Below are 17,174 nucleotides of genomic sequence, written 5' to 3'. Positions count from 1 at the left end.
AGTCCGATCTGAACAGGGTGGAGTGAAAGAAGAAATTTATGATATTTATTCGCTATGAGAACTGGAAAGGTTATTTGAAGTATTTCCCTTTGACGTCGCTTTTTTTAATTGCCAATGTAGTCATGTTTATTGTGTTAACGGTGAACGGTGGATCAACGAACAATATGGTGTTGCTGAAATTTGGGGCACTTACGAATCATGAACTGTTCGCGCATGAATGGTGGCGTTACATTACATCCATGTTCCTGCATGCGGGCTTCGGTCATTTATTGTTTAACAGCTTTGCGTTAATTGTATTTGCTCCACCGATGGAGCGTTTGCTCGGGTCGGTAAGGTATGGTGTATTGTACCTGGGTGGTGGTGTATTGGGTAATATTCTTGCTGTTGCGTGGTACAACTCGGTTGGGAGTATTACCATCTCGGTAGGTGCTTCAGGAGCGATCTATGCCGTCTATGGTGCATTCCTGTATGTAGCGCTGTTCCAGCGAACGATGATGGACGAGGCTTCGCGCAAAACGATGTACACATTGCTTTTGTTCGGGATCGTATTCTCCTTCGCCATGTCAGGCATCAACTGGATGGCTCACCTTGGCGGATTGTTGGGTGGATTCTTTATTTACGGACTGTTGATCAGATTGTGGAAACCCCGCAGCTTAAAGCGGTAGTCAGAACGTTCTCAAGATGGAATACAGTCAAGGATAAGTAGGGTATAACAGATTGGAGCGATCAGGCGAGTGGAATTAAGACAGTTGCATTACTTTTTGAAAGTGGCACAGAAGGAACATGTAACACAGGCTGCTGAAGAGTTGCATGTGGCACAGTCGGCAGTGAGTCGTCAGATTCATCAACTGGAAGAAGAACTGGGCGTGGACCTTTTTATGCAAAAGGGACGAAACCTGCAGTTGACTGCAGTGGGGCAGCTTTTTTGCAAACGAATTGAAGGTATATTAAAAGATTTGGACAAGGCAGTTGGGGAAGTTCATGAGTTTCTGGACCCGGAGCATGGAGAGATTCGAATTGGGTTTCCGCATAGCCTGGGGATTCATCTCATTCCTTCCGTGGTGGCTGCTTTCCGTCAGCGCTACCCCAACGTGAAATTCAGATTCAAGCAGGGGATGTTCCCTACGCTGATTCGTGATGTGTTATCCGGAGAGGTAGACTTGGCATTCATTTCTCCTTTTCCAGAGAAGCATGATCAAGTAGATGGCGATATTGTACTCACGGAAGAATTACATGCGATCCTTCCTCCTAATCACCCGTTAGCTGGTGAAGAGACAATTGCGCTTGAACAGCTCAAGGATGATAAATTTGTATTGTTTAGCAAAGGTTATTCTCTTCGTCCTATTGTGTGGCATGCCTGTCTGGAAGCTGGTTTTACACCCAAGATCGCTTTTGAAGGGGAAGAGACCGACACCATCCGCGGATTGGTCGCTGCGGGCATGGGGGTCAGTCTACTGCCTGAGATGGCGTTATTCCAGACGAATCCGTTGCAACCGGCACATGTGGCTATCTCCCATCCAAAAGTAACGCGAACTATCGGGTTAATTCATCGTGCGCATGATAAACTGCCGCTGGTTGCTCAGTCCTTTCGTTCATTCTTGCTTGATTATTTCGGTTTACAACAAAACAATACCCCATCCGATTAACGGTGGGGTATTGTTTTTTGTTTTTGTTTTTGTTGTATTAAGTATCCAATTAATCGCGGCTGTTGAAGATTCCGATGTAACGAATCAACTCAAGCAGTGAAATCAACGCTGCAGCAACGTAAGTCAAGGCTGCGGCATTCAGAACTTTTGCAACACCTTTTTCTTCTTCATTACGGATGTACCCTTCGGATACCATAATCTCTCTAGCGCGATTACTTGCATTGAACTCAACCGGTAAAGTGATGAGTTGGAATGCTACAGTTACGGAGAAGAAGATGATACCGATACCTACAAGATTCATGGCATTGAAGATGAATCCTGCAATTAACAGGAATGGAGCTAATCCGGATGCAAAGTTCACAATTGGGAAGATTCGGTGACGCAGTGCCAGCATCGGATAACTTTCTTTATGCTGAATGGCGTGGCCAACTTCGTGACACGCTACCGAAACAGCTGAGATTGAGTTTTCGTAATATACTGGTTCTGATAAACGTACAACCCGATTGATCGGATCATAGTGATCAGAGAGTGTACCACGTACAGGTTCAATTGGAACATCATGCAGGCCGTTAGCATCAAGCATCTGGCGAGCGGCATCGTAACCAGTCATTCCGTTCTGGTTCGGAACCTCCGACCAACGTCTAAACGTACCTTTAACGCGAAATTGCGCCCATAAAGAGAGCAAAAAGGCGATAATGATCAATACGAACATACCGTTATTAAAACTCATATTCATTCCTCCGCTTTCTAAGAATAAGCTACATCATGGTGTTCTCAAGCAAGATTTTTAGTGCCTCCATTGTACCGGCACTTTTGGTGAGGAGTCCTGCCATCATTTTACGTGCTTGTACAGGTTTCATCTCTCCAAGTAGCGGTTTGAGTTCGTTAACCTCTCGCTCAAGTTGTTGTACGTGAAGTTCCAATGTTGTCAATTTGCTGGCAACTTGTTCTTCTGTACTAACCAGACGCCACTTCTCAAGAGATTGTTTAATCTCGTCGAGACTATACTTCTCTTGTTTCATCTGTACAATACGTTCAAGCCTCGTTAAAGTTTCATTACTATAGAGACGGTAATTTTTTTGTGTACGTTCTTCGGGAGCGATTAGTCCAAGCTTTGTGTAATAATCAATCGTCCGTTCACTAACACCAGCGGTCTTGGCAAGTTCGCCAATCCGAAAAAGTTTCATATCCCCAATGATATTCACCTCGCTTGCAAGTTCAAATGTAGGGAATTGTAGTTTCCACTTGTGAATTTCTAGACTACGCCCATTTTTTCTTACTAATAAGTATGATACATGATCTTTAACCGTACAGTCAAACGTTATGCTTTGGTAATCAGCATACTGCATTTCTATATCTATGTACTCATAGAATGTGATTATGTACTTAAGTGCAAGAAAAAGACGTAAGACTTTATTCCCAGAAATAATTTTCAGTTTTGATGAAAATACTCTTGTCAACTTTCCTCTCTTCTGCTTATAATGACATTAAGAGTTTCACGTTATGTGAATAAACTTAACATAAGAGGGAGTGGGGTATATGAGAAAGAAATGGTTGGTTTCCATGTTAGTAATGCTTACTTTGTTCGCTTTTCCGGTTAGCGCATTTGCGGCTGCGGAGGGTCCGACTAACATTGAACTTCAAAGTGGTTTGAACTCAGCCTTTACGTTTCTGGCTGTTGTACTCGTGTTCTTGATGCAAGGGGGATTTGCTTTACTTGAAGCGGGTTCAACACGAATGAAGAATGCAGGACACATTGCGGGTAAGACCATCCTGACATTGGGAATTTCAGTTATTGCCTTCTGGGCTTTGGGTTTCGGTCTTGGTTTCGGTAATGGTAACAGCTTCTTTGGAACAACAGGATTCTTCCTGAGCGGTGACAAGATGGCTGCTTCCTTCGAATCACTGGCTTTCTCCGATGTTCCACTGACTGTTAAATTCGTTTTCCACCTCGCTTTTGCGGCGGTATCTCTGGCCATTGCCTGCGGTGGTATGGCTGAACGTGCAAAAATGAGCGTATATATTGTATTCGGTACACTTTATACCATTATCATGTATCCGGTTGTTGCTCACTGGGTATGGGGCGGCGGCTGGTTGGCTGAGCTGGGTATGCAAGACTTTGCAGGATCGACGGTTGTTCACTTGACTGGCGCGACTGCAGCATTGGTAGCGACGATCTTGTTGAAACCACGTATTGGTAAATACAACAAAGACGGCAAACCTAACATCATTCCAGGTCACAACCAAGTGTATTCCGTACTCGGGGTTATTATCCTCTGGATCGGTTGGTTCGGTTTCAACCCAGGTAGTACGTTAACTGCCTTGGATGACGGATTCTTTGGTTATGTTGCATTAACTACTAACGTAGCTGCTGCAGCTGGTGGTGTTGCTGCACTGTTGATTTCTTGGGCAGTTCTTGGCAAGTCCGATATTCCTAGCATGTTGAACGGTGTGCTTGCGGCACTCGTTGCAATTACAGGTGCTTGTGCCTTTGTTGAACCTTGGGCAGCTTTGGTTATCGGTGCTCTGGCGGGTATCATCACATTCTTCACAGCACAGTACTTCGATCGTAAAGGAATTGACGATCCAATCTACGCTTTCTCCGTACACGGTGTTGCTGGTATGTGGGGAGCAATCTCCACAGGTTTGTTCGCTACACCAGAACTTGCTGAGCATGCGGGTGTAGGTCAAGCGGGTCTGTTCTATGGCGGTGGATTCCACCAATTGGGCGTACAGCTTCTCGGTCTGGTAGGTGCTTTTGCCTTCGTACTGGTAATGTCTTTCATTATTCTGGGCGGTATGAAAGCGATCATGGGCATCCGTGTTACTGAAGAAGAAGAAACAATGGGTCTGGATATCAGTGAGCACGGTACTTACGGATACCCTGAACAAATGAAAAATGTAGATTCTAAATCCAATGGTGGTACGTTCAGCTCCTGAGGTGAATGATGCTGAATCATGCTTCAAGGAGGCTGGACATGATGGAACCCATCTCGTATACAAACTATTCCTGGTCTTATCAGGGAATCGATGGTGCGGTGTCTTCTCAAGAACTGCGCCAGGCACGTGTGATATTACAGAACGAGCTCCAGGAATTGTTGTCCGCTTCCTTGTCGCCGATCGAGTGGTACCAAACGGTAAATGAACTGCATGACCGGATTGCACGGAAAGCAGTAGAGTTATGCATTCAGGGGATGGTTGAGGAAGGCTTCGGCCAACCTCCCGTCCCCTATGCCTTTATCGTATTTGGCAGTTCTGGCAGGGAAGAAGCAACGTTATGGAGTGATCAGGATAATGGCATGATCATTAGCGATACTCCGCATGAAGGTAAAGAGGAATATTTTGCTCAGCTCGGACAGCGAATGACGGATGTGTTAGAAGAGCTTGGTTACGCCAAGTGCGAAGGTAAAGTCATGTGCTCTGAGCCACTCTGGAGAAAAACGCTGGCGTCATGGAAACAACAATTAGCAGATTGGAGCTCGGATCTGAATTGGGAGCCTGTTCGTAATCTGATTATTGCTTCAGACATGCGTTTTGTTGCAGGTGAGCAAAGTCTGGCGGAGGAATGGATCACGAGTTTTTATGAACAGTTCAGACTGATTCCTGAACTTTCGGATGCGGTTCTTCGCAATACGGTTAAACATAAAGCTACATTAAATGTACTTGGACGTGTGGTCACAGAACGATTTGGTGAACATGCAGGCGGATTTGATATCAAGTATGGTTTGTACATTCCGCTGGTGAACAGTGCTCGTTATTTGGCTTTGCAACATGGAATCAAGGAGTCATCTACGTTGAAAAGAATGGAGAGACTGACTTCACTTGAAGCTGTTCCATTTACATTACTGGATGCATGCCAGCGGGCCTTCTTTGCCGCTTTGAAATTTCGCCGAAGTACACCGGTTGTCATCCAAGGGGATTTGCAACATAGCAGTGGGTTCCTGGATGAGAAACAGATGAAACAAAAGCAAATTCATTATGAGCTCAGGGATACGCTCGGGTTGGTACGACGAGTGCATCGTGCTTTGCAAAGACAGTTGCGTTTTGCAGAAAGGAGACGTCCATGAGAGAGCCGGCAAGGGGCAATACAGGATTCTGGAATTCGCTGCGTCAGGGAGGGGTTCCTTCCGCCATCGCTTCCATTATGGGAGCCCCTACGGCGCAACACATGGCGTTTATCCGCTCTATGATGAGAGAACAGCGCAGACCTGAGGTTCTGCATACACCTCTAAATGAGTTGGACGCAGTTGTATTTGATCTGGAAACGACGGGATTTTCGCCCCAGCATGGGGATGAGATTATCTCATTTGGTGCGGTCCGTATACATGGTGGTGTGGTACTGGAAGGGGAGCAGTTCTACACGGTGGTGCAGTCCAAGACTGCGGTTCCGGAACATATTACTGAACTTACAGGTATTACACAGGAGATGACGTTGGACGCACCGACTTTGCTGGAAGGGCTGCATGATTTCATGTCTTTTGTAGGTGGAAATGTTCTGATTGCACACGCAAGTGCGCATGACCGAGCCTTTCTGAATGCAGCTCTGTGGCGGACTTCAAAGGTAAGGCTGACACATCGTTTAATCGATACGATGATGTTGGCCCGCTGGCTTGAACCAAGCAGGCCGGGGTATGGTCTGGATGAATTGCTGGAATCCAGAGGGATTCCGATCTATGGACGTCACCATGCACTGGAAGATTCAAAAATGACTGCACAGTTATGGTCCTGCTACTTGGAGGACATGACTCGTAAAAATGTGGAGACCTTGGGTGATCTGTATACCCAGCTAAGTCACGCATAACGGAACGGGAAGCAGATTGTATGAAGGCACAACGTGTTGTGCCGGATCCTGCGATTCCTTCGAAGATTCAATCAGATAACCGTTCAGATGCATATGAGATCGCGACCCGCTTGTAAGGTCGGGTGAGCCGATGAGGTACATCTGAAGCAAACCGGCGAAGGCCGGAAGAGCTTGCAAGTCCTCTAAGGAAGGAACAGGCCTGGTCTGGGGATGAGAATGGAAGATACCGATGAGCTTGGGCTCGGAGAATACGCACCGAATCCATTCGGCATCGTCCAGAGTAAAATGGTGCAGCGGGTCAGGTGCTACGTTACGAATGGGCTGAAACCGACTGATTCGTATACCGCCCGCTGCGGTTTCACCCAGCATAACCCCGCAGGCTTCTTGTGGTAGCGAAAGGAACATGTGCTTTGACATCTCTTGTTCTACGGAAGAATGGATGTAGAAGGCGTTTTGCTGCCCGTGAAGTGCTGCCATTTGTATTCACCCCTCTCTCTTTGGCTCCTGCTACGGCAGGAGTCCTTTTTCATTTTATTTTCTGTGATGCGGATTGTAAAATTTTAAAGGAAAAGGGTACAATAATAAAGAGAACATTTGGGAATCATGTTCTGGTGAACTATGATAGAGCGTGATAAACACTTAGCATGTGCAGAAATTACGGTTTCAGTTTCAATGTGCTAATTATATAAAAGGGTGGCGGGTTATGAAACGAAACATATACATACTCCTTGGTGCTGTCTTGCTGGTTGGTATTGCACTGGCCCAGAATGCGGGTGACGGCATTGCAGCCGTCTTTAAGCAGGAAGAACCGATGCCTACTGAGACGGGACCACGTGCGGGTCTTCTGGCACCTGCTTTTTCTCTGACAGCAATGGATGGAGAGACGTACAGTGTGGGCGGTGCCAAAGATAAGGCCACATTCGTCAGTTTCTGGGCATCCTGGTGTGAGCCGTGTAAGCAGGAAGCTCCGGAGCTGAACAGAATGGCTGCGAAATACAAGGATAAGCTTGACATGTATGGGGTTAATGTAACGTCATACGATAAACTCAAAGATGCCAAAGCTTTTGTAGATGAGTACCAACTGACATTCCCTATTCCCTTGGATGAGAAGGGGACTGTGTATGCTCAATACAATGGGGTGGCTTTTCCAACGAATGTTCTGATTGACTCCAGAGGAGTTATACAGGAGATTGTTCTGGGCATATTGCCTGAGAAAGAGTTGGAACGTAAGATTAAAAAGTTAATTGCGAATTAATTTTCATGTAAACAAAGAAGCCTTTGCATCCATGAATCATGGGTACAGAGGCTTCTTTATATTTTCCGGGAAATAAGCGTTAAGAGGTTGTTCAAAAACGCTTTTTTGAATATATACTTTAGTGGTTGCTTATCCCATGAGCAGGAATAGGGAGTGTGCCCGGCTCATCCTGTAATTTTTCTTGAAGCAAAGCATAGCGGAAACTGTGAACGAGCGCTTCCCAACTTGCTTCAATTACGTTCTCGGATACACCAACAGTGTTCCATGTGTTTTCCGTATTTTTGGATTCGATCAATACACGAACTTTGGCAGCTGTAGCATCCTTCTCATCCAGAACACGCACTTTGTAGTCCGACAGATGCATGTTGGCAAGTGAAGGGAAATATTGCACCAGCGCTTTCCGAAGGGCGTTATCGAGTGCGTTAACCGGACCATTGCCCTCAGCAGCGGTATAAGCGCTTGTTCCAGCGATATTCACTTTGACAAAAGCTTCAGAAACAACGGATTTGCCTGCCGTTTTCTCCACAAGCATTTTGAATGATTCAAACGTGAACAATTCTTTCATATCACCGTTCGCTTCACGAATTAACAATTCAAGCGAAGCATCTGCACCTTCGAACTGGTAACCCTGATGTTCCAGGTCTTTGATCTTCTCAATAATCTGACGTGAATTGGCACTGCTTGGATCGAACTCAAGCCCCAGTTCCTGTGCTTTGGATACAATGTTACTTTGTCCGGCAAGTTCAGAGACCAGCACACGTTGTTTGTTACCAACCAGTTCAGGCACGATGTGTTCATAGGTACGTGAATCCCGCAGGATGGCAGAGACGTGAATTCCACCTTTGTGAGCAAAAGCAGCATTGCCGACATAAGGCTGATTAATCGGCATATTCACATTGGCAATCTCGCTAACATAACGAGCCACGTTTGTAAGTTGTCTCATGGAATCATCAGTAACACATTCATAGCCAAGTTTCAGTTGCAGGTTCGGGATAATGGATGCGAGGTTGGCGTTACCGCAACGCTCTCCATAACCGTTCATCGTTCCTTGCACCTGACGGGCTCCGGCTTGTACAGCGCTGAGTGTGTTGGCCACAGCCAATTCACAATCATTATGTGTATGAATCCCGAGATGTGCATGAGGCAGGCTTCTATGCAGTGTGGATACGATCTCGTGCACCTCGTTTGGCATCGTCCCGCCGTTGGTATCACACATAACGAGCCAGTCCGCTCCAGCTTCGTGGGCCTTGGTCAAGACCGCTTGAGCATACTCCGGGTTATGTTTGAATCCGTCAAAGAAGTGTTCTGCATCAAAGATCACTTCCATTCCATTCTGTTTCAGATAGGCGATGGAATCATAGATCATGGACAAATTTTCTTCCAAAGTAGTCTGCAAAGCAGTATGCACATGGAAGTCCCATGATTTACCGACCAAGGTTGCAGCCTGAGCACCAGATTCGATCATGCGCTTCAGGTTGGCGTCTTCACTAGCAACACTGCCTTTTCGGCGGGTGCTGCCAAAAGCAACAACCTTTGCGTTCAGGTTTAATTCCTTGACTCTTTTGAAAAACTCAATGTCCTTGGTATTGCTGCCGGGAATTCCGCCTTCAATATAATGGACACCCAGGTCATCAAGCTTCTTGGCAATTTTGAGTTTGTCGTCTGCCGATAAGCTGACACCCTCCCCTTGTGTGCCGTCACGTAAAGTCGTATCGAAGATGGAAATGGCCTTTGACATGAAGATCCTCCTTTGAGATAAAGCGCTCTTTTAAAAGTTTGGATTGTAAGTTAGGAAAAGCTGTTAAGTACGTTAGTGGACGAATCCTTCGATTCGGCAACGCTACACTGTGTTAAACTCAATGCGCTGATTTGTCCTAAAGTCGTCAATTTGTATAATTAATTATTATAGCACCATTATAGCCAAATGCTACATAGAAATCGCAGTTTCATGTAACAATTAACGGATTTTAGAGAAAAAAGAAGGATGTTAATCATAATCCGGATGTATGTTATAATCTATTATTGAGTTTTAATTGGAATATATGGAAGAAAAGGAGGGTTAATTTTGACTTTTGTATGGGAAAATACGATTATTGCTCTGATCACTTTGATACTTTTTGTGAGTGTAGGCTGGTTAATTATTCGGTCTCTGATCAGATCTCGCAGAAAATAAATGCTCATGACTGAATTAACATAACGGGTTTGATATACTATAGAAGAAAGAAATTCGTTTCATTAATTAGTGTGCAAGAAAGGGCGGGGGTTCATGATGTCTTCAGGCGGCAATCCTCCAGCAAATGTGGATCAATATTACCCTGCAGCCGGACGGGTAATTCTGCATGTCGATATGAATGCTTTCTACTGCTCTGTACATGAAGCTGAGGAACCAGATTTATATAGAGGAAAAGCAACGGCCGTTGCGGGCAGCAGTGAACTGCGAAAGGGTGTAATTGTAACCTGCTCATATGCCGCTCGTAATCGAGGCATCTCAACAGGTATGGTTGTGCACCAAGCCATGAAAAAGTGCCCTGATCTCATTGTAATACGTCCTGATTTTCATTTATATCGTCAATATTCAAGAGCCTTCATGCAGATTGCGTATAGTTATACGCCTCAACTTGAGGCGACATCCATTGATGAATGTTATCTTGATATTACAGGTTCAAGGCAATTCGGGAATCCAATGGAGATTGCGGAGAGCATTCAGCGGAGAATCAAGGATGAATTGGGGCTGCCATGTTCCATAGGCATTGCGCCCAACAAATTACTGGCGAAAATGGCTTCGGATCTGAAAAAACCGAACGGTATCTCCATTTTACGCATGAGGGATGTACCCCGGATTCTTTGGCACAGACCATGCAACGAGATGTTTGGCATTGGCAAAAAAACGGCCGAAAAGTTGAAAAAACTGGGCATTGAAACGATTGGTCAATTGGCCAAGTCGGATGAGAACATGTTGACCGAACTATTTGGAGTTAATGGAGCATGGCTCAAAAATTCCGCGAATGGCATTAACCATTCCGCAGTTCACGCGGAACGGGAGGCCAATAAATCCATTGGGCATACAACCACTTTACCGGCGGATGTATCGGATATGAATGAGATTCATCGGGTGTTCCTCAATATAAGTGACCAGGTAGCCAGAAGGTTGCGCAAGCACGAAATGTTCAGCCAGGGTATTCAGATAACAATCCGGACACCGGATATGAAGACAATCACCCGATCACGTCTAATGGAAGTTCCTACGGAGGATGCAACGGTCATTTACCGTGAGGCCTGTAAACTATTTGAGAAGCATTGGGGTAGTGGCAAACCTGTACGCATGCTGGGTGTGACACTTCAAAACCTGATTCCAAGAGAAGAATCCGCTGTACAGATGGACTTGTTCGAATATGAGCAGAAGCCCAAGAAGGACAATCTGATTCGGATTATGGATCAGTTACGTGATAAATTTGGTGAGAATGCTGTTGTGACCGCAGGCATGCTTGGAGACGATCCTTCCGTGCTGCTTCGTAATCATAAAGTGCGCGGTACTTCCCTGCAAAAAGACAACTTGCAAAGTCTTGATTAAATAAGGGATAATAGAGACTTGTGGTTGCAAAATGTTTGTAATTATCCTTACTTTGTATTAATATGTTTCTAGATAAAAACACTGTACGTTTTGAATTTTAGGAGGAGAGAATGTAAATGAGTAAATATACTTGGGTTGAAAAAGACACATGCATCGCATGTGGCGCTTGTGGAGCAACAGCTCCAGACATCTACGATTATGATGATGAAGGTTTGGCTGAAGTTATCTTTGACGGCGATGCTAACCATGGTGTCAAAGCTATTCCAGACGACTTGTTTGACGATATGCAGGATGCATGCGATGGCTGCCCTACAGATTCAATCAAAGTAGCGGACGAGCCTTTCAATAAAGAAGGCTAATTATTTCTCACATGAACATAGAGCACTTTCTTTTGTCTTAACGACAAGGGAAGGTGCTTTTTTTGCATTCATTTAACTGTGATTATCTGATCTGTGGATCAAGGACGAACATTGTCGAACCCCCTTTTTTCCACCGGGTACTCAAGTCCTATGGATTCAACGCTTTGTTATGCCGATATATAATGATAAACGGAAAAAGGCGAAATAGTGGAGGATCGGATGCAAAATACTCATCTAAGAACATATGTCAAGAAACATCCCGACAACAAAATGGCTTGGTACTTGCTTGGAAAGGAGTATTTGGGCGAAGGACAGGAGGCCAAAGCCAATTATTGTTTTCAGCAAGCGGGCGAGGTTTATGAGGCATTTGAACGCAGTAAAGCTCCTGCGGACATCTGGGTAGACTATCAGGAGAAACTGGTGGAGATGTCTGAGCAAAAAGAGAAAAAACAACGTAGACGCAAAATGTGGCTTACATTGTTAATGCTGCTTGTGCTGGCAGGTCTGCCACCTGCGGACGCTCCGGGTTTCAGTCGGGAAGCGGCCGACGCACTGTCAGCAGCACTGGAATCCACAGATGACATCGAAGCGCCTGTAGAAGCGGATAAACAGGTTGGAACTGCATCCATTGCGCCAAGCAATGTGTTCACTGCTGCGGCATTTGGTGGAGGTAATCATGGCGAGGCTGCGCTCGCAGCTGCCTGGTCCGGGTCTGGCCCAAAAGTAGAGACCTCTGCTGTACTGGGCATGCAAACCTCGGATGACTGGTCTTTATGGAAACGAAATATGCCTGTGAAATACATAGTACAAACCAATACAAGCGGGAAATTAACTGCACAGAGTTATGATGCCAAGCAATGTAACTGTGAACCTCCTGAAATTACACCGAAAATCAAAAAGATGGCCTTGGCGTGGACCGCCAAGCAGGAAGCAGCTGCATCATTATCAAGTGCAATCGTTGCCTATCGCAAAAAAAATGATGCTTGGCCCAAGAGTGTAACGCAAATGGCTCAGCCATTTCCGAACAATATTCTGGGAGAGACTGCGTCAGGGATGACCGAGATGTTTCCGAAGCTGTTAGCTCTGCATCAAGGAAAGGCAAAGGAAGGAAAGAACGATTCGAGTGGTAAAGAAAATGGTTCAACATCTTCGAATTTGTCTCAAGGCAACAATGCCGCTTTTGCAGATACGCTGGGAGGTCAGCCTTTTTTGCAGGAACCGCTGGAGATTGTAATTGATAAGAATAAACATAAACTTGCATTAATCAGTGGGGATACCATTGTTCGTATGTATGATGTGGGACTTGGCGGTGATCGAACACCGGAGGGGTCATTTGTCATTACAGATAAAGTGGTCAATCCGAATGGACGCTCGAACGGGGAGTTTGGAAGCAGAGGTATGCAACTCTCGAATACGAATTATGCCATCCACGGGACCAACGAGCCAGACAGTATCGGACTGGATGAGTCCCTTGGATGTGTGAGAATGCGCACAGGAGATGTAGAAGAGTTATTCGCTCTTGCTCCGCAAGGCACTCCGGTACGCATTGGAGAAGATGTACTGCCAGATCTGACGCTTGTTCCAGAAGCAAAGCAGCGTTATCAGCATACGCTTGTTCCAAAGCAGAATAATCCGAACAAAACGTATCACTGGCTGAATTGATCTGTTTGATATGTAGAATCAGATGGATTCAGCCTGAATCATCTACATGTTGGCAATAATGATAAGAGCACCAATGATGATGATCAGGCCGCCTACACTGGCTGCTGTCCATGCAATGGCTTTGCGATTCACTTCTTCTTTCTTTTGCTGTAATGCAGGTGGTTTACGTTTGGGAGCCATGAGTTATTCCTCCTTATTTGGAATAGAACTGGTGTAGAGTAACCATGCTCTCATTGTAAAGAATTCAACTCGTCATTTCCAGTGGGCGGGTGGATTTCTTGTGAGCATTTTGTATTATTCGATTTGTGCTGTCTATGCGCAAACTACTTTCCTTTTTAATAAGAAACAGATAAACTTGTGAGTAGAGTGTTTTTTTACATATGAAAAGACGGACAACGGCTTTTTGGCGTACCGGACCAGAACGGAGTGAGTGATTTGTTATACAGAAGTCTTGCTAAACCTTTGTTGTTCAAAATGGACCCTGAACAGGCCCATCATCTGATTATTGGCGGCCTTAGTGGCGTGGGTAGCATCCGTCCGGTTCCTTCCGGACTGCGTGTGATGTACGGCGTTCGTGAAACGTCTGATCTGGCTGTTGACATGTTTGGGTGTCATTTCCCTACACCTGTTGGTCTGGCTGCGGGTCTGGACAAAAACGGGCAGGCCGTAACGGGCTTTTCTTCCATCGGATTTGGATTCATGGAAGTGGGAACCGTGACACCACTTGCACAACCAGGTAACGATCAACCACGGCTGTTCCGTTTGCCTCCAGATGAGGCGTTGGTGAACCGAATGGGCTTTAACAATCTTGGTGCGGAAGCCATGGCAGGTGAATTGGCACGTCTACAGGATCGGCGTATTCCAGTGGCTGTTAACATCGGCAAGAATAAGGCAACTTCTAATGAGGAAGCTCACTTGGACTATTCGAAGTGCATTCAGGCACTATACGATTATGCTGATCTGTTCGTGGTTAATATCAGTTCACCAAATACACCGGATTTGCGTAATCTGCAACATGGGAATGAATTGAAGGAACTGCTCGCTGCGGTTATGAACGAGATGAACGTGCAGCATGCACGAGCGGGCGGAGCGACCAAATCCGTTCTGGTGAAGATTGCACCGGATGTGAATGATCAGGAACTTGAATATATGGTTCGCACAATTGCAGACAGCGGTGTTGCTGGTATTATTGCAACGAACACAACCATCAGTCGTACAGGACTTTCCCACCAACATGCGAAGGAAACAGGCGGTCTGAGCGGTAAACCTCTACGTGATCGTTCGACGGAGATTATTCGCCAGATCTATCGCCAGACCGAAGGCAAACTTCCGATTATCGGTTCAGGTGGCATTTTCACAAGTGAGGATGCTTACGAGAAAATTAAAGCCGGAGCAAGTCTGGTCGAAATATATACAGCATTGATCTACGAAGGACCTGAGGTGAATCGGCGTATTCATGCCGGACTGCGTGAGTTACTGCGCAAGGACGGTTATCGTCATATCTCTGAAGCGGTTGGTGCGGAGCATCGTTAAGAAGGAATGTGGATCCCCGGATTGAAAATATAGAAGCATGGAAGAGCGTAAAATGGTTCGGGACTCTTTCCCCCACCAAACATCATGTATAATGGAATAGAACAGGGGACGCTATAGAGACAGGAGGCATAAGCATGGACGGTAGAGACTGGGGTACATTTTTACTTCCTTATGAACAAGCGGTAGAGGAATTGAAAGTCAAGTTTAAGACAATGCGGGCGGAGCTGAAAAAACGGGAAGAGTATGCCCCGATTGAATTCGTTACCGGTCGTGTCAAAAAAATATCCAGTATTCTGGAGAAATCCAGACGACTGAATGTGTCGCTTGATGACGTGGAAACAGGCATTGAGGATATTGCAGGTATCCGCATTATGTGCCAGTTCGTGGATGATATCCGCCGGGTTGCCGAGTATATTCGAGGACGTAAGGATCTCACGGTACTCATTGAGAAAGATTACATTACGAATTTCAAAGAGAGCGGCTATCGCAGCTTCCATATGATTATTGAGTATCCCGTTCAGACGGCTCTAGGACAAAAGAAAGTTTTGGCCGAGATACAGATCCGGACGCTTGCCATGAACTTCTGGGCTACCATTGAACATTCGCTGAGTTACAAGTTTCGGGAAGGGTTACCTGATGAGATGAGAACCAGGCTGAAAAAAACGGCTGAGGCCGCGTTTATACTGGACAACGAGATGTCTGCAATTCGTCTACAGATTTTGGAGGCGCAGAAGGCATTTGAGGATGATTCCAATATCGTGTCAAGAACATTGAATATCATTCATCAATTATACTTCTACCACCTTGTCAGTGAAGCAATTGAAGCACAGAAGCGATTTAACGATTACTGGGAACGGCATGATATGGAAGGGCTCAAAGACTTGCTGGATGACGTGAAGAAACTTCTGAACAACGCCAGAAAGGGCGAAAACCCGGATGAGCATCTATGAGCCACTGTACGTTGACTACTTAATCTACTTCAATCGGGATCAGGATTATTTCGAGTGCCATGAGGTGTTGGAAGAATTGTGGCTGGAACGTAACCGGGATTCTCTCTATAAAGGGTTGTTGCAAATTGCAGTTGGTTTATACCACTTCAGGAATGGCAATCTCCGCGGAGGAACGATGATGTTACAGAGCTCACTTGATCTTCTGGAACCTTATCCTGCTACGATTCTGGGCATTGACCTAGGGGCTTTGGTACGGGATGTACAGGAAATCGTGAAGCAACTGTCCCAATCAGATGTTCAGTCTGTAACTTACAGGGATTTGTCCATACGAATTGTTGATGAGGTCTTAGAACAAGAGATATCTAGAAGATCGCTTGAGCTAAAACCAAATATTCCGCAACGCCGGAGTCCTACCAGAGGGCGAATATACGAAGAGAAGATGAAGGCGATGGATCAGAGTAAAAGTTGAACCGTAATCACGCTAACATTCAAATGAGCATCCCATGGATATGAAGTTCCATGTATATGAAACACCCCGACGATTCCTGTAAAGGGAAAGATCGGGGTGTTTTTGAATGTTGCGTCATATTCAGATGATTGCAGGTGGCATAGCCTGTCCTTCAACAGAACAGTGTCTGGTGATACAAGTGCCTGATTGTAGATACTTTTGGAAACGGATCTAGCAGTTAGCTTGCCGAAGGAGCGGCACTGCCTTTATATTTTTGGAAAAATTGTTTGTAATCATCCAGTGTGTAGCCTTGGTCACTGCCATTCTCTTTCAGTCCGCCAACCATACGGTCTTTCTCGACACCAGCCTCATAATAGACGAGTGTAGGCGTGAACTCGATATTGTAATCGGTCCATCCTGCTTCGAATTCACGCAGATTGAACTGCGGAAGCTCAATACCTTCACTGTCAACCAGCGGCATCAACTGAGGTGTTGTTGCACGGCAGTGCGAGCAATCGGAAGCAAAGAAATAAACAAAAAAGCTGTCTTTGTTATCGATTTTGGCTTTCAGATCAGTGGGTACAATAATTTGTTGATAGTTGGGATCACTAAGTAGCTCCCGTGTAGCTGGATTAAGCTTGGAAGCAGCGATGCCATAAGCATTTTCCACTGAATCCATCTGTTTCTTGGATTGCTGGTCTACGACAACCAGTGCTGCAATCATAATGATTAAAATACCCAGGAAAATAAGGATCGCAGCACTTTTCTTTTTCTTCTTGGATTTCATTGGACATCCCCCATCGATCATATCGAAATATAGTTTGGGCAAAAATAAAGGTTGGGATAATATGCATAAACACCCGAATTTTTGCTCAGGAATCAATCTACTTGCCATTATACTACATTACACGCTGTAGTGGAATAGATACGATATGATAGGAAAGCAAAG

18 protein-coding genes are annotated in these 17,174 nt (G+C 45.4%); 12 read left to right on the top strand and 6 right to left on the bottom strand.

The annotated features are described in order from the left end of the window. The first annotated feature begins 38 nt into the window (after window positions 1-38). Together MHI01_RS08305 and MHI01_RS08300 are read left to right on the top strand one after the other, a co-directional pair. The gene (locus tag MHI01_RS08305; RefSeq protein ID WP_340982915.1) at window positions 39-665 is read left to right on the top strand and encodes a rhomboid family intramembrane serine protease; all 627 of its coding nucleotides are present in this window, start codon (window positions 39-41) and stop codon (window positions 663-665) included. 69 nt (window positions 666-734) lie between these two features. Then, window positions 735-1,646: a LysR family transcriptional regulator gene (locus MHI01_RS08300; RefSeq protein WP_036609648.1), complete on the top strand. Its 912-nt coding sequence runs from the start codon at window positions 735-737 to the stop codon at window positions 1,644-1,646. A gap of 49 nt (window positions 1,647-1,695) precedes the next feature. Here MHI01_RS08300 and MHI01_RS08295 read toward each other — a convergent pair whose 3' ends face one another. Together MHI01_RS08295 and MHI01_RS08290 are read right to left on the bottom strand one after the other, a co-directional pair. Continuing rightward, window positions 1,696-2,376, bottom strand: a complete 681-nt coding sequence (locus MHI01_RS08295; protein ID WP_036609646.1) for a zinc metallopeptidase — start codon at window positions 2,374-2,376, stop codon at window positions 1,696-1,698. Between the two features lie 28 nt (window positions 2,377-2,404). Continuing rightward, window positions 2,405-2,833, bottom strand: coding sequence for a MerR family transcriptional regulator (locus MHI01_RS08290; protein ID WP_017689377.1), 429 nt, complete (start codon window positions 2,831-2,833; stop codon window positions 2,405-2,407). A gap of 352 nt (window positions 2,834-3,185) precedes the next feature. Between MHI01_RS08290 and MHI01_RS08285 the strand changes: the two genes are divergently transcribed. From MHI01_RS08285 to MHI01_RS08275, 3 genes are read left to right on the top strand one after another with little or no spacing between them, the layout of a single operon-like run. Beyond that, a complete protein-coding gene (locus tag MHI01_RS08285) occupies window positions 3,186-4,586 on the top strand; it encodes an ammonium transporter (protein ID WP_340982914.1) in 1,401 nt (466 codons plus the stop codon). Between the two features lie 41 nt (window positions 4,587-4,627). Continuing rightward, entirely contained in the window at window positions 4,628-5,713 is a 1,086-nt protein-coding gene (locus MHI01_RS08280; protein WP_445744921.1) for a DUF294 nucleotidyltransferase-like domain-containing protein, read from the top strand. Beyond that, window positions 5,710-6,447, top strand: a complete 738-nt coding sequence (locus tag MHI01_RS08275) for an exonuclease domain-containing protein (RefSeq protein ID WP_017689374.1) — start codon at window positions 5,710-5,712, stop codon at window positions 6,445-6,447. Before MHI01_RS08280 ends, MHI01_RS08275 begins: the two co-directional genes overlap by 4 nt. Here the strand turns inward: MHI01_RS08275 and MHI01_RS08270 are convergent. Further along, entirely contained in the window at window positions 6,433-6,924 is a 492-nt protein-coding gene (locus tag MHI01_RS08270) for a M67 family metallopeptidase (protein ID WP_340982912.1), read from the bottom strand. The two genes, MHI01_RS08275 and MHI01_RS08270, sit on opposite strands and share 15 nt — an antisense overlap. Window positions 6,925-7,150: 226 nt before the next feature. On the opposite strand from MHI01_RS08270, the gene MHI01_RS08265 reads away from it, so the two are divergent. Next, window positions 7,151-7,702, top strand: a complete 552-nt coding sequence (locus MHI01_RS08265) for a TlpA family protein disulfide reductase (RefSeq protein WP_076318425.1) — start codon at window positions 7,151-7,153, stop codon at window positions 7,700-7,702. A gap of 118 nt (window positions 7,703-7,820) precedes the next feature. Here MHI01_RS08265 and cimA read toward each other — a convergent pair whose 3' ends face one another. After that, complete coding sequence (gene cimA / locus MHI01_RS08260) at window positions 7,821-9,440, bottom strand: citramalate synthase (RefSeq protein ID WP_047842385.1); 1,620 nt, start codon at window positions 9,438-9,440, stop codon at window positions 7,821-7,823. A gap of 531 nt (window positions 9,441-9,971) precedes the next feature. On the opposite strand from cimA, the gene MHI01_RS08255 reads away from it, so the two are divergent. The 3 genes from MHI01_RS08255 (at window position 9,972) to MHI01_RS08245 (ending at window position 13,294) form a co-directional block, all read left to right on the top strand. Continuing rightward, the gene (locus tag MHI01_RS08255; protein WP_076249898.1) at window positions 9,972-11,273 is read left to right on the top strand and encodes a DNA polymerase IV; all 1,302 of its coding nucleotides are present in this window, start codon (window positions 9,972-9,974) and stop codon (window positions 11,271-11,273) included. Between the two features lie 116 nt (window positions 11,274-11,389). Further along, window positions 11,390-11,632, top strand: a complete 243-nt coding sequence (locus MHI01_RS08250; RefSeq protein WP_017689369.1) for a ferredoxin — start codon at window positions 11,390-11,392, stop codon at window positions 11,630-11,632. Window positions 11,633-11,851: 219 nt separating this feature from the next. Next, on the top strand, window positions 11,852-13,294 hold the full coding sequence (locus MHI01_RS08245) for a L,D-transpeptidase family protein (protein WP_340982911.1): 1,443 nt from the start codon (window positions 11,852-11,854) through the stop codon (window positions 13,292-13,294). Window positions 13,295-13,336: 42 nt separating this feature from the next. Here MHI01_RS08245 and MHI01_RS08240 read toward each other — a convergent pair whose 3' ends face one another. Next, window positions 13,337-13,474, bottom strand: a complete 138-nt coding sequence (locus MHI01_RS08240; protein WP_017689367.1) for a hypothetical protein — start codon at window positions 13,472-13,474, stop codon at window positions 13,337-13,339. A gap of 255 nt (window positions 13,475-13,729) precedes the next feature. On the opposite strand from MHI01_RS08240, the gene MHI01_RS08235 reads away from it, so the two are divergent. The 3 genes from MHI01_RS08235 (at window position 13,730) to MHI01_RS08225 (ending at window position 16,246) form a co-directional block, all read left to right on the top strand. Then, entirely contained in the window at window positions 13,730-14,827 is a 1,098-nt protein-coding gene (locus tag MHI01_RS08235) for a quinone-dependent dihydroorotate dehydrogenase (protein WP_017689366.1), read from the top strand. A 134-nt stretch (window positions 14,828-14,961) separates the two neighbouring features. Continuing rightward, window positions 14,962-15,777, top strand: a complete 816-nt coding sequence (locus MHI01_RS08230; protein WP_036609636.1) for a GTP pyrophosphokinase — start codon at window positions 14,962-14,964, stop codon at window positions 15,775-15,777. Continuing rightward, window positions 15,764-16,246 carry a DUF309 domain-containing protein gene (locus MHI01_RS08225; RefSeq protein WP_074094460.1) on the top strand — a complete coding sequence of 161 codons (483 nt, stop codon included), beginning with the start codon at window positions 15,764-15,766 and terminating at the stop codon, window positions 16,244-16,246. The genes MHI01_RS08230 and MHI01_RS08225 overlap by 14 nt, the downstream gene beginning before the upstream one ends. A gap of 217 nt (window positions 16,247-16,463) precedes the next feature. On the opposite strand, the gene MHI01_RS08220 is transcribed toward MHI01_RS08225, so the two are convergent. Next, window positions 16,464-17,012 (bottom strand): thioredoxin family protein, encoded by a 549-nt coding sequence (locus tag MHI01_RS08220; RefSeq protein WP_036609632.1) that lies wholly within the window; start codon window positions 17,010-17,012, stop codon window positions 16,464-16,466. Between the last annotated feature and the right edge of the window lie 162 nt (window positions 17,013-17,174).

The organism is Paenibacillus sp. FSL M7-0656, from assembly GCF_038003225.1.
In the GTDB taxonomy this organism is placed as follows: domain Bacteria; phylum Bacillota; class Bacilli; order Paenibacillales; family Paenibacillaceae; genus Paenibacillus; species Paenibacillus amylolyticus.
The sequence above is the reverse complement of the archived record's forward strand: the minus strand, read 5'-3'. Positions and strand labels throughout refer to the sequence as shown.

What these genes read in the sequence shown, in the direction of transcription:
- MHI01_RS08225 (WP_074094460.1), top strand. Translation starts at nt 15,764, where the DNA reads ATGAGCATCTATGAGCCACTGTACGTTGACTACTTAATCTACTTCAAT.
- MHI01_RS08250 (WP_017689369.1), top strand. Translation starts at nt 11,390, where the DNA reads ATGAGTAAATATACTTGGGTTGAAAAAGACACATGCATCGCATGTGGC.
- MHI01_RS08255 (WP_076249898.1), top strand. Translation starts at nt 9,972, where the DNA reads ATGTCTTCAGGCGGCAATCCTCCAGCAAATGTGGATCAATATTACCCT.
- MHI01_RS08285 (WP_340982914.1), top strand. Translation starts at nt 3,186, where the DNA reads ATGAGAAAGAAATGGTTGGTTTCCATGTTAGTAATGCTTACTTTGTTC.
- MHI01_RS08275 (WP_017689374.1), top strand. Translation starts at nt 5,710, where the DNA reads ATGAGAGAGCCGGCAAGGGGCAATACAGGATTCTGGAATTCGCTGCGT.
- MHI01_RS08305 (WP_340982915.1), top strand. Translation starts at nt 39, where the DNA reads ATGATATTTATTCGCTATGAGAACTGGAAAGGTTATTTGAAGTATTTC.
- MHI01_RS08245 (WP_340982911.1), top strand. Translation starts at nt 11,852, where the DNA reads ATGCAAAATACTCATCTAAGAACATATGTCAAGAAACATCCCGACAAC.
- MHI01_RS08280 (WP_445744921.1), top strand. Translation starts at nt 4,628, where the DNA reads ATGGAACCCATCTCGTATACAAACTATTCCTGGTCTTATCAGGGAATC.
- MHI01_RS08220 (WP_036609632.1), bottom strand. Translation starts at nt 17,012, where the DNA reads ATGAAATCCAAGAAGAAAAAGAAAAGTGCTGCGATCCTTATTTTCCTG.
- MHI01_RS08230 (WP_036609636.1), top strand. Translation starts at nt 14,962, where the DNA reads ATGGACGGTAGAGACTGGGGTACATTTTTACTTCCTTATGAACAAGCG.
- cimA (WP_047842385.1), bottom strand. Translation starts at nt 9,440, where the DNA reads ATGTCAAAGGCCATTTCCATCTTCGATACGACTTTACGTGACGGCACA.
- MHI01_RS08240 (WP_017689367.1), bottom strand. Translation starts at nt 13,474, where the DNA reads ATGGCTCCCAAACGTAAACCACCTGCATTACAGCAAAAGAAAGAAGAA.
- MHI01_RS08295 (WP_036609646.1), bottom strand. Translation starts at nt 2,376, where the DNA reads ATGAGTTTTAATAACGGTATGTTCGTATTGATCATTATCGCCTTTTTG.
- MHI01_RS08290 (WP_017689377.1), bottom strand. Translation starts at nt 2,833, where the DNA reads ATGAAACTTTTTCGGATTGGCGAACTTGCCAAGACCGCTGGTGTTAGT.
- MHI01_RS08270 (WP_340982912.1), bottom strand. Translation starts at nt 6,924, where the DNA reads ATGGCAGCACTTCACGGGCAGCAAAACGCCTTCTACATCCATTCTTCC.
- MHI01_RS08265 (WP_076318425.1), top strand. Translation starts at nt 7,151, where the DNA reads ATGAAACGAAACATATACATACTCCTTGGTGCTGTCTTGCTGGTTGGT.